Source organism: Intestinimonas timonensis, assembly GCF_900626145.1.
In the GTDB taxonomy this organism is placed as follows: domain Bacteria; phylum Bacillota; class Clostridia; order Oscillospirales; family Oscillospiraceae; genus Intestinimonas; species Intestinimonas aquisgranensis.
The window spans coordinates 525032-540263 of record NZ_LR130816.1 but is presented as its reverse complement, the minus strand read 5'-3'; the positions used below and the strand labels follow the sequence as shown (position 1 = coordinate 540263).

Genomic DNA, 15232 nt, shown 5'->3' with positions numbered 1-15232 from the left:
AATGCGATAGCCCTCACTGCTGAAAGGGCGGTCTTGCTCCGGCAAACAGCCAATGAGTTTGCAGCTAACTTCCGGTTCAGGGGAACGGACTTTCCTTGAAGCAGCCTTGCGGTTCAACTGGAAGTGATAGAACTTGACCCTGCTGTCCTACAGCCATTGTATCACGGGTATCCCGAAGCCTGCTGATCGTTAAAAGTGAACTAAGCAGATACACTTTAAACTGTCTGCAAATCTTATTATACGAGGAAGTGAGAGCAAAGGTAAAGTATCATATCATCTATCGTCACAGGACAGAGTATCCAGTGGCAGTCATGTGCAAATTCTTTGGAGTGTCCAGAAGCGGCTACTATGCTTTTGTCCATCGCCTAGGCAAGCCAGAAAAGGATGCGGCTCTTGCGGGGCTCATCGCACAGCAGCGGGAACGCAGCTTCCGCACCTACGGCTACCGGCGGATGTGGCTGTGGCTGAAAAGCCGGAATATCTTCTGCAATCCCAAAACTGTGCTGCGAATCATGAAGAAATATGATCTGCTCTCGGAGATCCGCCGCCGCAGGAAATGGCAGCAGATGGGGCGGCAGGCACACAAATACAGGAATCTGCTGAACAGGGAGTTCCATGCGGACAAACCTAACAGCAAATGGGTAACAGACATCTCCTACATCCACACCAGGCAGGGTGTGCTGTACCTTTCCATAATCCGGGACCTCTATGACAACAGCATCATCGCCTACAAGACTGGAACCCAGCAGACAGTGAATTTGGTTCTGGATACCGTTCATCTGGCAATGAAACAGGAGAAAAAGAGGGTCGCTGCGGAGTTGCAGCTCCACAGCGACCAAGGATTTCAGTACACCTCTGCAGCATACTTCAATCTGACTCAAGCATACGGAATCACACCATCCATGTCAAGGAAAGGAAACCCGTACGACAACGCCATGGCGGAAAATTTCTTCTCTATCCTCAAAACAGAATGTATTTACCGCCACAAACCGGCGACCTTTTCCGAAGCCAATGAGATGATTGACCGCTATATTTACTTCTATAACCATGAGCGCATCCAGTTAAAAACTGGAGAGGCGCCGCTGGCGCGACGCCTCTCCGCTTAAAACTTAATCTTTCCTACTAAGGGCTCTTTTTTGTACTGTCCGCACAATCTGGGGCAGTTCAGCGCCCCAGGGCGGGTCCTTTTTGACTGTTCCTTTCCGGCCGTGGCCGGACCGTCCTCGCCGAAAAAAGCCCCGCGCCATCCGGGAGACAGACGGTGCGGGGCAAAGATCACTCTGTAAAATTACTTCAGGCCGGCGGTGATGATGGCCATGTTGTAGACCTCCTCGGCGTCACAGCCGCGGGAGAGGTCGTTGATGGGGGCGTTCAGGCCCTGGAGGATGGGGCCGTAAGCGGCGAAGCCGCCCAGACGCTGGGCGATCTTGTAGCCGATGTTGCCGGCCTGGATCTCGGGGAAGATGAAGACGTTGGCCTGGCCAGCCACGGGAGAGCCCTTGCACTTGGTCTGGGCCACCACGGGGGAGAAGGCGGCGTCAAACTGCAGCTCGCCGTCGATGGCCAGCTCGGGCGCGGCGGCCTGGGCCAGCTTCAGGGCCTCCACCACCTTGTCCACCTTCTCGCCCTTGCCGGAGCCCTTGGTGGAGTAGCTCAGCATGGCCACCTTGGGGTCGATGCCGAAGATCTCGGCGGTGTGGGCGCACTCGATGGCGCACTCAGCCATCTCCTCGGCGGAGGGCTCGATGTTGATGGCGCAGTCGCCCATGACGTACTTCTCCTCGCTGCCGTCGGCCCGCTCGCGGACCAGAACGAAGCAGGAGGACACGCTCTTGCTGCCGGGCTTGGTCTTGACCAGCTGCAGGGCGGGACGGACGGTGTCGGCGGTGGAGTAGGTGGCGCCGCCCAGCAGGCAGTCGGCCACGCCCAGCTTCACCAGCATGGTGCCGAAGTAGTTGCCCTTCAGCAGGGCGGCCTTGCACTCCTCAGGGCTCATCTTGCCCTTGCGCAGCTCCACCATCTTCTCCACCAGCTCGTCCATGCGGCGGTAGTTGGCGGGGTCCACGATGCGGATGTCAGTGATGTCAAAACCACCCTTGGCAGCGGCGGCCTGGACCTCCTCGGGGTTGCCCACCAGCAGGGGCTCCAGGATGCCCTCCTTCTTCAGCCGGGAAGCGGCCTCCAGAATACGGGGATCGGGGCCCTCGGTGAAGACCAGGGTGGTGGGATTCTTTTTCAGCTTTTCAACCAGATTCTCAAACATGTTTACACGCCTCCATGTGTGTATTCGTAGTTTCTCCGGTAAGTTACATTATACATCAAGCCTTTCTCCATCACAATGCCCAAATTGTCCAGAATCTGAAACTTTACGCTTTACTTTTTGTATTTTACAAACTATACTATACATACTGTTTTTTGCGAGGTGTAACGAATATGAGTTCGGATTTTTCCCGCTCCCTGACCCTGCTGCGGAAGGAAAAGGGCATTTCCCAGCGCTCGGTGGCCAAGGATCTGGGGATCTCCCAGGCCCTGCTGAGCCACTACGAAAACGGCATCCGTGAGCCCGGTCTCGCCTTTGTGGTGAAGGCCTGTGATTACTACGGCGTATCGGCCGACTTTCTTCTGGGCCGGACCCTCAGCCGGGACGGCACCACCATCGTGGACGCCGAGAGCCTCTTTGATTACAGCGCCGAAAAGGACAACGTCCTCCGGGGCAGCATCATGGCCACGCTGTCCAAGAAGCTGCTGGTCAATTCCATCGGCGTCCTCTTTGACCTGCTGGGCAAGTCGGGCAGCAAGGATGCGATCCGGGCCTGTTCCGACTACCTGAGCACCGCCATCTATAAAATGTTCCGCCACCTCTACCGGGCCGACGGCAACAATAACGAGGACTTCTTCACCATCCCCGCCCGGCGGTTCGTCTCAGGTCTTGCCAACGCCGACATGACCTGCGCCGAGGTGGAGTACGTGGATGCCCTAGCCAGCCAGGTGAAGGAGGCCGGAAGCCTGCCCCCCATCAACCACGACATGCTCACCCAGGCCTACCCCGGCGCCTATCAGTCCCTCCTGCAGATCATCCACAACACCGGTGAGCGCATCAGCCGCCGTGTAGCCGCCTATCAGGCCGACGGCAGCAAATAACCGCCCCTGCCTGAGGTTCATCCATTTCCCCATGCATCGTTTTCTCTATCCCCCTACCGGAGGTTTTATCTATGACCGATCAAAGTAAAATCCGCAATTTTTCCATCATCGCCCACATTGACCACGGCAAGTCCACGCTGTCCGACCGGCTCATTGAGCTGTGCGGAGCGGTGTCTCAGCGGGAGATGGAGTCCCAGCTGCTGGACAACATGGACCTGGAAAAGGAGCGCGGCATCACCATCAAGGCCCGTGCGGTGCGCCTCAACTACAAGGCCGAGGACGGTGAGAACTACGAGCTCAACCTCATCGACACCCCGGGCCACGTGGACTTCAACTACGAGGTGAGCCGCTCCCTGGCCGCCTGCGAGGGCGCCATTCTGGTGGTGGATGCCGCCCAGGGCATCGAGGCCCAAACCCTGGCCAACACCTACCTGGCTGTGGAGCACGACCTGGAAATCCTCCCCGTCATCAACAAGATCGACCTGCCCGCCGCCGACCCCCACCGGGTAAAGGACGAGATCGAGAACGTCATCGGCATTCCCGCCCAGGACGCCCCCGAGATCTCCGCCAAGGTGGGCATCAACATCCCCGCCGTGCTGGAGGACATCGTCCAGAACATCCCCGCCCCCAAGGGCGATCCCGCCGCCCCCCTCCAGGCCCTCATCTTCGACAGCCAGTATGACCCCTACCGGGGCGTCATCGTCTACTTCCGGGTCATGGAGGGCACCATCAAGACCGGCATGAACGTGAAGATGATGGCCTCCGGCGCCAGCTACCAGGTGCTGGAGTGCGGACACCTCCTCCCCATCGGCATGGAGCCCTGCTCTGAGCTCATTGCCGGCGAGGTAGGCTACTTCACCGCCTCCATCAAGGACGTGAAGGACACCCGGGTGGGCGACACCGTCACCGGTGCCGACCAGCCCGCCGCCGAGCCTCTCCCCGGCTACCGCCCTGCCCGCCCCATGGTCTACTGCGGCATCTATACCGAGGACGGCTCCAAGTACCCCGACCTGCGGGACGCCCTGGAAAAGCTCCAGCTCAACGACGCCTCCCTCTCCTTTGAGCCCGAGTCCTCCGTGGCTCTTGGCTTCGGCTTCCGGTGCGGCTTTTTGGGCATGCTCCACATGGAGATCATCCAGGAGCGGCTGGAGCGGGAGTTCAACCTGGACCTCATCACCACCCTGCCCTCGGTCATCTACGAGATCACCAAGACCGACGGCGCCGTGGTCAAGGTGGACAACCCCCACAACTACCCCGATCCCGCCGTCATCGCCGAGGCACGGGAGCCCTACGCCAAGGTGACCATCCTCACCCCGCCGGACTATGTGGGCAACATCATGCCCATGTGTCAGGAGCGGCGGGCGGAGTTCAAGGACATGCAGTACCTGGACACCAACCTGGTGGAGCTCCACTACTCCATGCCCCTCAATGAGATCATCTACGACTTCTTCGACACCCTGAAGGCCCGCACCAAGGGCTACGCCTCCCTGGACTATGAGCTGGACCGCTACGAGGTCAGCGACCTGGTGAAGGTGGACCTGCTGCTCAACGGCGACCAGGTGGACGCCCTCTCCTTCATCGCCCACCGGGAAAAGGCCTATGGCCGAGCCAGAAGGCTGTGCGAGAAGCTCAAGGACAATATCCCCCGCCAGCTCTTCGAGGTGCCCGTCCAAGCGGCTATCGGCGGCAAGATCATCGCCCGTGAGACCGTCCGGGCCATGCGTAAGGACGTGCTGGCCAAGTGCTACGGCGGCGACATCACCCGTAAGAAAAAGCTGCTGGAGAAGCAGAAAGAGGGCAAAAAGAAGATGCGGAGTCTTGGTTCCGTCCAGCTTCCCACTGAGGCATTCATGGCCGTCCTCAAGCTGGACGAGGAATAACAGAAAAGCAGCTTCTTTTGCCCTCTGGGGACCCGCATGGCGGGGCGGCGCGTTACGCGCCGTGCAAGCGTTTTGGGCCATCGGCCCAAAACCTTGGCGCAGGCGGAATTCACTTCCGCCGAGCATGTGAAGTCTTTCATGGGGTCCCCGCAAAAGGCCATGCCTTTTGTGGGGCGGGCAAAAAGAAGATGCGCTCTCTGGGCAGCGTACAGCTCCCCACCGAGGCATTTATGGCCGTCCTCAAGCTGGACGAAGAGTAAACCGCCGCCGCAGGCGGCCTCCCGGCGGAGCCCAGCGCAGCGGGTCCGACGGGAAAAGGAGAAGCAAGGGAGCGGACCGGGTTTTCGCCGCCAGGCGGAAACCAAGGGAAGCGGACTTTGCTTCGACGCCATGGCCGTCCTCAAGCTGGACGAGGAGTAACAGAAAAGCAGCTCCTTTTGCCTTCTGGGGCTCTCTTCCTATTGTGGGGCGCGACGATCCCGACACACTCCACAATAGAAGGAATCCCAGTCAGCGGCGCCACACCCCGACCCCCACCCGCGCAGGCGGCGAAAAAATGTGGGATAGAACCACGGCTTTTCCCTGTTCCACAGGCGGAGTCACCTGTGGACGGTGCTGGTGCTGGGCGGGGGCGTAAAGACGGGCCGCCGGATTCCTATTTGGAGCCACTCAACCCGCACGGGAGCCCCTTTTTCTTTGGATTCCAAAAACCGTTCTTTTTCCAGCAGGGAAAAAGAAACGGGTTTTGAACGTTCCTTGCGCGACTACGCAGCCCGCTCTCATCCCTCTGGGGAACGGAGAGACACTTTTAGGCCCCATTTCGCTTCCCCACCGGAAAAAAGGAGGTCCCCATGAGCATTCTGGACGCCTACGACCCCGCCCGGGAGGCGGTGCTGGAGCCCAGCCACGCCGCCGCGCCGGTGGAGGGCTTTCCCGAGACGGTGGTGGTCACCTTCCAGCCCTCTCTGACCCAGGCCGCCGCCGGCTGGCCGGGGACCCGTGTGCTGGGCCACCTGCCCGTCTTTTTCCAGATTCCCATCTACGCCATCGATTACCAGGGCAAGACCTTCGGCCTCTACCAGACCCTGCTGGGGGGCGCCGCCTCCGCCGGCATGATGGAGGAGGTCATCGCCCGGGGCGCCCGCCGCTTTATTCTCTTCGGCTCCTGCGGCTCCCTGACCCGTGACCTGCCCGACGGCCACCTCATCGTCCCCACGGCGGCCCGCCGGGACGAGGGCGTGAGCTACCACTACCTTCCCCCGGAGGAGGACTATATTGCTCTGGATACCGCGCCCCGCACCGCCCGGGTCCTCACGGAGCTGGGGGTGCCTTTTGTGGAGGGCCGCACCTGGACCACCGACGCCCTCTACCGGGAGACCCGGCGGAACGTGGCCCGGCGACAGGCTGAGGGCTGCCTCTGCGTGGACATGGAGTGTGCCGCCTGCGCGGCGGTGTGTCAATTCCGGGGCGTGGAATTCTACCAGTTCCTCTACACCGAAGACAACCTGGGGGGCGACTTCTGGGACCCCGGCCTGCTGGGCAAGCTGCCCCAGGACGCCAAGGAGGCCTACTTCCGGCTGGCCCTGGAGCTGGCCCGCCGTGTCACCCCCTGAGAGAGAAAGGACGGAATATCTATGGATCTTGACCACTTTGCCGGTCTCCTCTCCTCCCAGCTCCGCCGCCCGGCGGTGCCGGTGGACCAACAGCTGGCCACCCTCAAGCGGCTGAGCTTCCGCTTTACCCCTGAACTGGAGGCCCACTTCCAGTCCCATCCCGAGTCCTACGAGGACCCGGCCTACCTCTCCCTCCTGTGCCGTCTGGCCCAGGACGAGCCCGACCAGGCCCTGGTGACGGTCCCCGAATCCCCCTCCCCCGACACCATGTACCAGGACCTGCTCCAGGGCCTCTCCGCCCTCACCGACGGGGCCGTGGCCCTCTCCGGCGGTGAGCTCTCCCCCGCCGCCGACGGCAGGCGGACCCTCACCTTCACCCTCAACGGCGAGGCTTGCCAATACGAGGCCCAGGACCTGGGCGGGTGGCTGGACATGGGCCTGCTCACCCACCTCAACGGCCTGCTGGCTGAGCGGGAGGAGAAAAAGCGTTTCCTCACCGTGGAGGACATCCGTCTGCCCGGTCAGCTGGTCTTTTTCCGCTCGGCCCAGTGGGCCGGCTTCTTTGCCGCCGCCACCAATCTGGACGCCAGGGAGGCCTGACACGTCCCTATGCCCGGAGCCCGCTCGCCGGAAGGACTCCGGGCCTTTTTTCGCCCTCTCACGGCCCTTTACGCGGCACTGAAATCGTGGTATAATTCATATCGATATGTTGAAACGTCATATTTAAAACTACGAAAGACAAGGAGTGACCCACGGTGGAGGAACTGGAAGAACTGAAGCGCCGGCTGGAGGAGGAGCGCCCCATGGTGTGGGACAGCTTTCCCGACATCGGCCTCTACATGGACCAGGTCATCTCCTACATTTCCCGCCAGCTCATCTCCTATGACGGCGGCGAGGCCCTGACTCCCGCCATGGTGAACAACTATATCAAGGACGTCCTGCTCCCCCGGGCCGAGGGCAAGAAGTACAACAAGACCCACCTGGGCTACCTCACCGCCATCTGCGCCCTCAAGCAGGTCCTCTCCGTCCGGGACACCCGCACCCTGCTGGAGAACGGCAGCGCCGGCCGGGACCCGGAAAAGCTGTACGCCGCCTTCTATCAGGAGCTCTCCCTGGCTCTGGACTGCACCGCCGAGGTGCTGGACCCCGACCTGAGCCAGGAGGACCTGCCCCGGCTGGCCCTGCGGCTGGCCCTGCGCAGCTATGCCGACAAGCTGGCCTGCCAGCGCATCCTCTCCCTCATCGCCCCCCAGGAGGAGAAGCAGGAGCGCCGCAAAAAGTGATCTCAAATCGGAGTATATGTTCCATTTTATACGGGAGGTAATTACCATATGAGCGATTATGTCATCGTCACCGACTCTTCCGCCGACCTGCCGGCCAGCCTGGTCCAGGAGCTGGGGGTAGAGGTGCTCCCCCTGTCCTTCACGGTCCAGGGCAAGACCTACCACAACTACCCCGACGACCGGGAGATGGACCCCAAGGTCTTTTACAAGATGCTCCGGGACGGGGAGATGGCCACCACCTCCGCCGTCAACGTGGCTGAGTACACCAATATGCTGGAGCCTTTCCTCCAGGCCGGGAAGGACGTGCTGGTGCTGGCCTTCTCCTCCGGTCTGTCCACCACCTATCAGTCCTCGGTCATCGCGGTGAATGAGCTCTCCGAGCAGTACCCCGACCGGAAGATCTACACCGTGGACACCCTGTGCGCCTCCCTGGGCCAGGGCCTGCTGGTGTGGCACGCCGTTCAGGAGCAGAAGAAGGGCAAGTCCATTGAGGAGGTCCGGGACTGGGTGGAGGAGAACAAGCTCCATCTGTGCCACTGGTTCACCGTGGACGACCTCCACTTCCTCAAGCGGGGCGGCCGTATCTCCGCCGCCACCGCCGTGGTGGGCACCATGCTCTCCATCAAGCCCGTCCTCCACGTGGACGACGAGGGCCACCTCATCAGCATGGGCAAGGCCAGAGGCCGCGGGGCTTCCCTCACCGCCCTGGTGGACCACATGGAGCAGACTGTCACCGATGTGGACACCGTCTTCATCAGCCACGGCGACTGCCTGGCCGACGCCGAGAAGGTGGCCGCCGACGTGAAGAAGCGCTTCGGCACCAAGGACGTGGTCATCAACAACGTGGGGCCCGTCATCGGCGCCCACTCCGGCCCCGGCACGCTGGCCCTCTTCTTCCTGGGCACCAAGCGGTAATTTTTCCGAAGGAGCTGCATCTATGGATATGACATGGCTGGAGGTCACGGTGGAGACCACCGAACCTCAACTGGATGACCTGTGCGCCAAGCTGACCATGAACGGCGCCACCGGTCTGGCCATTGAAGATGAAAACGATTTCAAGACCTTTCTGGAGCAGAACCGGCAGTATTGGGACTACGTGGACGACGAGCTGCTGGAGCGGATGAAGGGCGCCGCCCGGGTGAAATTCTACGTCACCGACGACGCCGACGGCAAGGCCCAGCTGGAGAAGTGGATGGCGGGCATCGACCTGCCCTACTCCACCACCCCCCTGCGGGAGAACGACTGGGCCACCAGCTGGCAGAAATACTATAAGCCCCTCTCCATCGGGGAGCGGCTCTACGTGGTGCCCGAGTGGGAGAAGGGGGAGCCCGTGCCCGACGGCCGGACCGCCCTCTACCTCAACCCCGGCCTCACCTTCGGCACCGGCAACCACGCCTCCACCCGCCTGTGCCTGGAGTGGACCGAGCAGTCGGTGAAGGAGGGCGCCAAGGTGCTGGACCTGGGCTGCGGCTCCGGCATCCTGTCCATCGCCTCCCTGCTGCTGGGGGCCACCTCCGCCATCGGTGTGGACATCGACCCCAAGGCGGTGGACGTGGCCTACGAAAACGCCGGCCTCAACGGCATTGGCCGGGACAAGTACACCGTGCTGGCCGGGGACATCCTCTCCGACGCCTCCCTGAAGGCCCGTCTGGCTGAGCAGAAGTACGATGTGGTGCTGGCCAACATCGTGGCCGACGTCATCATCCCCCTCTCCGCCCACGTGGAGGAACTGCTGGCCCCCGGCGGCGTCTTCCTGTGTTCCGGCATCATCGACACCCGCTGCGAGGAGGTCCGCGCCGCTCTGGAGAAGAACGGCCTCACCGTCTTTGGCCGGAAGGACCGGGACGGCTGGGTGGCCTACGCCGCCCGCTTCTGAACGTCCCAAAGCCTGTGAAAAGGAGGTCCTGACCCATGAAGGCGGTGGTCCGCCCCATCCCCTTTCCCACCAACGGACGGCTGCTGGCGGTCAGCGACGTCCACGGAAACCTGCCCTGGCTGAAGGGCCTGCTGGACAAGGTGGGCTTTACCCCCGATGACGCCCTGGTGCTGGTGGGCGACCTCATCGAAAAGGGTCCCGACAGCCTGGCCACCCTGCGCTATGTCATGGAGCTCTCCCAGACCCACACCGTCCACGCCCTGTGTGGCAACTGCGACAATCTGGCGGTGGACTTCGTGGACCAGAACGCCGGCCTGGGCCGGGACTTCTTCCGCTACTACCTGAGCGTGTGGAAGGAGCGCTCCCTCATCACTCAGATGGCCATGGAGATCGGCGCGCCCGTGTCCTCCCCCGAGGACCTGCCCGCCCTGCGGGTCGTCCTGCGGGAGCAGTTCGCCCCCGAGCTGGACTTCCTCCGGAGCCTGCCCACCATCCTCACCGCCCCGGGCTATGTCTTCGTCCACGGCGGCGTCCCCTCCTACGATCACATGGAGGAGCTGGACGCCTGGAAGTGCATGAAAAACGACGACTTCCTCTCCCAGGGCCATTCCTTCCCCTATTACTGCGTGGTGGGGCACTGGCCGGTGACCCTCTACCGCACCGGGCACCCCTGCTGTGAGCCCCTGGTCTGCCGGGACCGAAAGATCATCAGCATCGATGGCGGCTGCGTCCTTCAGGCCGACGGCCAGCTCAACGCCCTCATCCTCCCCCGGGAGGGTGAGGACATCACCTGGTGCTCCTACGATGACCTACCCGTCCGCCGGGCCCTGGACGGCCAGGCGGCCAGCGCCGATCCCTTCACCATCTCCTGGAGCGACCACGCCGTGGAGGTGCTGGAGCGGGGGGAGGAGTTTTCCCTGTGCCGCCACCTGAGCACAGGGCAGACACTGTGGGTGCTCACCAAGTACCTGCGGTGCCGGGATGGGCAGTGGTGGTGTCTGGACTCCACCGACTACCGTCTCCCCGTTGCCCCCGGCGACCTTCTCTCCGTAGTGGAGGAGACCTCCCGGGGCGCTCTGGTGAAGAAGAACGGCTCCACCGGCTGGTATCAGGGGCGGCTGGCCGAACCCTGACCGGCTTTTTCCCCGTTTTTATTGTGAAAAAAGGGAGAAATTAGGGCAGAAATCCATTGACAAGCACCATAGGCACTGATATACTATTATAGCCGCTTTGACTGGGTACGAAAGTGAGAGAGCGCTCAGCGCTACTTCACTGTCACGCTGCGAAGCCTCCGCGACGGCGTCCAAGCCCCTGCGACTGCGCAAGCCGGCCTCCGGTCCCACAGGACCTGCGGTCCGTTTGCTCCGCTCCAGGTCTTGCCCGCCTGCTCCCGGCTTCTCCGCGCTTCTTTCCACCCCCGACAGCGAGCCCGTAATGAAGGAGTGAAAAACAGAATGCACGCGATCATTGAGACCGGCGGCAAGCAGTACAAGGTGGCCGAGGGTGATACCCTCTTCATCGAGAAGCTTCCCGTCGAGGCCGGCGACACCGTGACCTTCGATAAGGTCCTGGCTGTGCTGGACGGCGACAAGACCACCTTCGGCGCTCCCGTGGTGGACGGCGCCAAGGTCACCGCTTCCGTGGTGAAGAACGGCAAGGGCAAGAAGGTCATCGTCTTCAAGTACAAGCCCAAGAAGGGCTACCGCCGCAAGCAGGGCCACCGTCAGCCCTACACCAAGGTCACCATCGGCAAGATCGAGGCCTGAGCCTCCCTCTTTCCGGACCTATGATCGAGGTTACTTTTTTTACGGAGGGCAGCCGCCTGACCGGCTTTGAAGTCAAGGGTCACAGCGGACTGGCCTCCCAGGGGGAGGATATCCTCTGCGCCGCCGTCACCAGTGCCGTACGGCTCATCGAGTGCGCCGTTAACGACATCCTCGGCCTTGAGGCCGCGGTGAAGGTGCGGGAAAAGGATGCCTCCATCACCCTCAAGCTCCCCGGCGGATTGGGGCAGACCAACGAGAGCACCTGTCAGACTCTTCTGACGGCCATGATGGTCTACTTCACCGACCTGAGGGAGGAATATCCCGACAACATCATCGTTTACGACATGGAGGTGTAACACCATGCTGAAGATCGGTCTTCAGTTCTTCGCTCACAAGAAGGGCGTCGGCTCCACCCGGAACGGCCGTGACTCCGAGTCCAAGCGTCTGGGCGTGAAGCGGGGCGACGGTCAGTTCGTCCTGGCCGGCAACATCCTGGTGCGTCAGCGCGGCACCCACATCCACCCCGGTGTGAACGTGGGCAAGGGCAGCGACGACACCCTGTTCGCCCTCAAGGACGGCAAGGTCAAGTTCGAGCGTCTGGGTAAGGACCGCAAGCAGGTCTCCATCGTGGAGATCGCTCAGTAACTTGAGCATCATAACGCCTCGGACAGGGTATCCTCTGTTCGGGGCGTTTTTTCTCTTCACATCAGTCTGCCGTATATATTTTCGCGCTCCAGAAAGCCCTCGGCAGAGTTTCGCCGCCCGCAGGCGGCGAAAGAAAATAAAATCCGTTTTTTCCGGCGACATGTGCGTCGGAAAAAACACTGCTCAGACCGCAAGCGTGCGCGCTTTGCGCGTGCGACGCAGCGGTCTGCATCCCATCGAAAAAATGCCTGCATTTTTGAGAAACAGGAGGTGCTGTCTATGCCAGCATTTGTGGATACCGCGAAGATCACGGTAAAGTCCGGCAAGGGGGGCAACGGCGCCGTGGCCTTCCACCGGGAGAAGTATGTGGCCGCCGGCGGCCCCGACGGCGGTGACGGCGGCCGGGGCGGCGATGTGATCCTCCAGGTGGACCCCCACATGTCCACCCTGATGGACTTCCGCTACAAGCGCAAGTATGTGGCCGGCAACGGCATGGACGGCACCGGCAAGCGCTGCTCGGGCAAGGACGGAGAGGACATGGTCATCAAGGTCCCCCTGGGCACCGTGGTCCGGGACGCCGAGAGCCGCCAGATCATTGCCGACATGTCCACCACCGAGCCTTTCGTCCTCTGCCGGGGCGGCAACGGCGGCTGGGGCAACAAGCACTTCGCCACCCCCACCCGCCAGGTGCCCAACTTCGCCAAGGCCGGCCTGCCCGGCCAGGAGCGGGAGGTCATCCTGGAGCTGAAGCTGCTGGCCGACGTGGGCCTGGTGGGCTTCCCCAACGTGGGCAAGTCCACCCTGCTCTCTGTGGTCTCCATGGCCCGGCCTAAGATCGCCGACTACCACTTCACCACCCTCTTCCCCAACCTGGGCGTGGTCTACGTGGACGAGGGCGTCTCCTTCGTCATGGCCGACATCCCCGGCATCATTGAGGGGGCCAGCGAGGGCGCCGGTCTGGGCCACGACTTCCTCCGGCACATCGACCGCTGCCGGCTGCTTATCCACATCGTGGACGTGTCCGGCCGGGAGGGCCGGGACCCGGTGGAGGACTTTGAGGCCATCAACGCCGAGCTGGCCCAGTACAGCCCCCAGCTGGCGGAGCGGCCCATGCTGGTGGCCGGCAACAAGGCCGACATCGCTGAGGACCGGTCCCTGCTGGAGAAGCTGAAGGCCCATGTGGAGGCCAAGGGGCTCACCTTCTTTGAGCTCTCCGCTGCCACCCACCAGGGCGTGGACGCCCTCATGCGCCACGCCGCCGGGCTGCTGTCCCAGTTGCCCCCCATCACGGTGTACGAGCCCGACTACGTCCCCGCTCCCCCGGAGCTGGACACCAGCGGCGACGTCACCATCGAGAAGGTGGACGACGTGTGGATGGTGGACGGGCCCTGGCTCCAGCGGCTCATGGCCAACGTCAACTTCGGCGACATCGAGTCCCGGAACTGGTTCGACCGGGTCCTGCGGGAGTCCGGCCTCTTCCAGCGGATGGAGGCCATGGGCGTCCAGGACGGCGACACCGTGTGCCTCTACAATCTGGAATTTGAATACCAGAAATAACAAAACGGAGCGCCTTTCGGCGCTCCGTTTTTTGTCTTTGTGGCTGACCGCAGGAGGGGGGCTGTCACTCCATGACGCCGATCTCGTCTGGCACCAGGAAGTCGGCCTCGGTACAGGCCTTGATATCCTCCACGGTGTAGCCGGGGGCCAGCTCCCGAAGCACCAGCCCTTCCGGGGTCACCTCAAAATAGCACCGCTCAGTGACGATGTCGGTGACGCAGCGGGCGCCGGTCAGCGGCAGGGTGCACTGCTTGAGGATCTTGGACTTACCGTTCTTCTCGCAGTGGTCGGTAGCCACCACGATCTTCTTCACGCCGGAGCACAGGTCCATGGCACCGCCCATGCCGGGCACCAGCTTGCCGGGGATGGTCCAGTTGGCGATGTTGCCGTGCTGGTCCACCTCAAGGGTGCCCAGCACCGCCGCGTCGATATGGCCGCCCCGGATGTAGGCAAAGGAGGTGGCGTGGTCACAGACGCTGCCACCGGGAATGACCGAGGCCGGCTGGCCGCCGGCGTCGATGAGGTCAGGGTCGGCGTCGTTCCAGGAGGGAGAGCTGCCGCAGCCCACGATGCCGATCTCGGCCTCCAGCCAGAGGTCGACCCCCTCCGGCAGGTAGTTGACGCACATCAGGGGCAGCCCGATGCCCAGATTGACAAAATCACCGTCTTTGAAAAATTTCGCGCAGCGAGACGCGATCAACGCCCGTCCGGTGAGAGCTCCCATTACTTGCTGCCTCCTTCCGCCGCTTCCCGCGCCTTGGCTTCTGCCTTGGCCTTCGCCCGCTGCCACATGGGGCAGAAGGGCTTCTTCTCTCCCGTACGCACATACACCATGTCCACAATGGGCGCGGGCACGTCGATATCATCGGGACCCAGCTCGCCCACCTCTACCAGCTCCTCCACCTCGGCGATGACCAGATCGGCCGCCAGGGCCATGTAGCTGTTGGTGGCCCGGCTGATGAGCCGGAAATTCAGGTTGCCCGCCCGGTCCGCCTTGGTGGCCTTGATGAGGGCCACGTCGGCGTGGAGGGGCAGCTCCAGCAGGTATTCCTTACCGTTGATGGTCAGCTTCTGCTTACCCTTTTCCACATCGGTACCGAGTCCGGTGGGGGTGAGGCAGCCGCCCAGACCGGCCCCGCCGCAGCGGATGCGCTCGGCAAAGGTGCCCTGGGGCACGAATTCAATGTCCAGCTCCCCGGCGAACATCTGGTCTCTGGCCTCCGGATTGAGGCCAATATGGGTGGTGATGAGACTTCTGACCCGGTGCTCGTGGATGAGCCGGCCCAGGCCCTGGTCCGGCATGCCGCCGGACACGGCGATGGCGTCGATGTCCTTGACGCCCTTCTTCAGCATCTCGGTGATGAGCTTCTCGGCGGAGAATTCTCCGTGCCAGTCTCCAAACATGATGACCTGGCCGTCATGGATGCCGGCCACGGCCTCCTCACGGGTCACGATCTTTGATTTCAAATCC

Annotated in this window: 16 protein-coding genes; 13 read left to right on the top strand and 3 right to left on the bottom strand. The window is 62.4% G+C overall.

Translation table 11 applies throughout. The annotated features are described in order from the left end of the window. Positions 1-248: 248 nt before the first annotated feature. Positions 249-1106, top strand: a complete 858-nt coding sequence (locus E0E29_RS02795; RefSeq protein ID WP_130848459.1) for an IS3 family transposase — start codon at positions 249-251, stop codon at positions 1104-1106. 182 nt (positions 1107-1288) lie between these two features. Here E0E29_RS02795 and pta read toward each other — a convergent pair whose 3' ends face one another. Beyond that, a complete protein-coding gene (gene pta, locus E0E29_RS02790; RefSeq protein WP_130848543.1) occupies positions 1289-2263 on the bottom strand; it encodes a phosphate acetyltransferase in 975 nt (324 codons plus the stop codon). Between the two features lie 170 nt (positions 2264-2433). Between pta and E0E29_RS02785 the strand changes: the two genes are divergently transcribed. From E0E29_RS02785 to obgE, 12 genes are all read left to right on the top strand, one after another. Continuing rightward, entirely contained in the window at positions 2434-3141 is a 708-nt protein-coding gene (locus E0E29_RS02785) for a helix-turn-helix domain-containing protein (protein WP_130848542.1), read from the top strand. 71 nt (positions 3142-3212) lie between these two features. Further along, the gene (gene lepA, locus E0E29_RS02780; protein WP_130848541.1) at positions 3213-5021 is read left to right on the top strand and encodes a translation elongation factor 4; all 1809 of its coding nucleotides are present in this window, start codon (positions 3213-3215) and stop codon (positions 5019-5021) included. 851 nt (positions 5022-5872) lie between these two features. Beyond that, positions 5873-6634 carry a nucleoside phosphorylase gene (locus tag E0E29_RS02770; RefSeq protein ID WP_130848539.1) on the top strand — a complete coding sequence of 254 codons (762 nt, stop codon included), beginning with the start codon at positions 5873-5875 and terminating at the stop codon, positions 6632-6634. Between the two features lie 21 nt (positions 6635-6655). Beyond that, complete coding sequence (locus E0E29_RS02765; RefSeq protein ID WP_130848538.1) at positions 6656-7234, top strand: hypothetical protein; 579 nt, start codon at positions 6656-6658, stop codon at positions 7232-7234. Positions 7235-7389: 155 nt separating this feature from the next. Then, positions 7390-7917, top strand: a complete 528-nt coding sequence (locus tag E0E29_RS02760) for a DUF1836 domain-containing protein (RefSeq protein ID WP_130848537.1) — start codon at positions 7390-7392, stop codon at positions 7915-7917. 48 nt (positions 7918-7965) lie between these two features. Then, complete coding sequence (locus tag E0E29_RS02755) at positions 7966-8832, top strand: DegV family protein (protein WP_130848536.1); 867 nt, start codon at positions 7966-7968, stop codon at positions 8830-8832. Between the two features lie 22 nt (positions 8833-8854). Next, positions 8855-9793, top strand: coding sequence for a 50S ribosomal protein L11 methyltransferase (prmA, locus tag E0E29_RS02750; protein ID WP_130848535.1), 939 nt, complete (start codon positions 8855-8857; stop codon positions 9791-9793). 35 nt (positions 9794-9828) lie between these two features. Further along, entirely contained in the window at positions 9829-10926 is a 1098-nt protein-coding gene (locus E0E29_RS02745) for a metallophosphoesterase (protein WP_130848534.1), read from the top strand. Between the two features lie 321 nt (positions 10927-11247). Further along, entirely contained in the window at positions 11248-11559 is a 312-nt protein-coding gene (rplU, locus tag E0E29_RS02740) for a 50S ribosomal protein L21 (RefSeq protein WP_130848533.1), read from the top strand. A gap of 20 nt (positions 11560-11579) precedes the next feature. Next, positions 11580-11915: a ribosomal-processing cysteine protease Prp gene (locus E0E29_RS02735; RefSeq protein ID WP_130848532.1), complete on the top strand. Its 336-nt coding sequence runs from the start codon at positions 11580-11582 to the stop codon at positions 11913-11915. Positions 11916-11919: 4 nt separating this feature from the next. Beyond that, a complete protein-coding gene (gene rpmA, locus E0E29_RS02730; RefSeq protein WP_101692346.1) occupies positions 11920-12204 on the top strand; it encodes a 50S ribosomal protein L27 in 285 nt (94 codons plus the stop codon). Positions 12205-12483: 279 nt separating this feature from the next. After that, entirely contained in the window at positions 12484-13761 is a 1278-nt protein-coding gene (gene obgE, locus E0E29_RS02725; RefSeq protein ID WP_207303557.1) for a GTPase ObgE, read from the top strand. A gap of 64 nt (positions 13762-13825) precedes the next feature. On the opposite strand, the gene E0E29_RS02720 is transcribed toward obgE, so the two are convergent. After that, positions 13826-14485: a CoA transferase subunit B gene (locus tag E0E29_RS02720; protein WP_130848531.1), complete on the bottom strand. Its 660-nt coding sequence runs from the start codon at positions 14483-14485 to the stop codon at positions 13826-13828. After that, on the bottom strand, positions 14485-15228 hold the full coding sequence (locus E0E29_RS02715) for a CoA transferase subunit A (protein ID WP_130848530.1): 744 nt from the start codon (positions 15226-15228) through the stop codon (positions 14485-14487). The genes E0E29_RS02720 and E0E29_RS02715 overlap by 1 nt, the downstream gene beginning before the upstream one ends. Positions 15229-15232 lie beyond the last annotated feature (4 nt).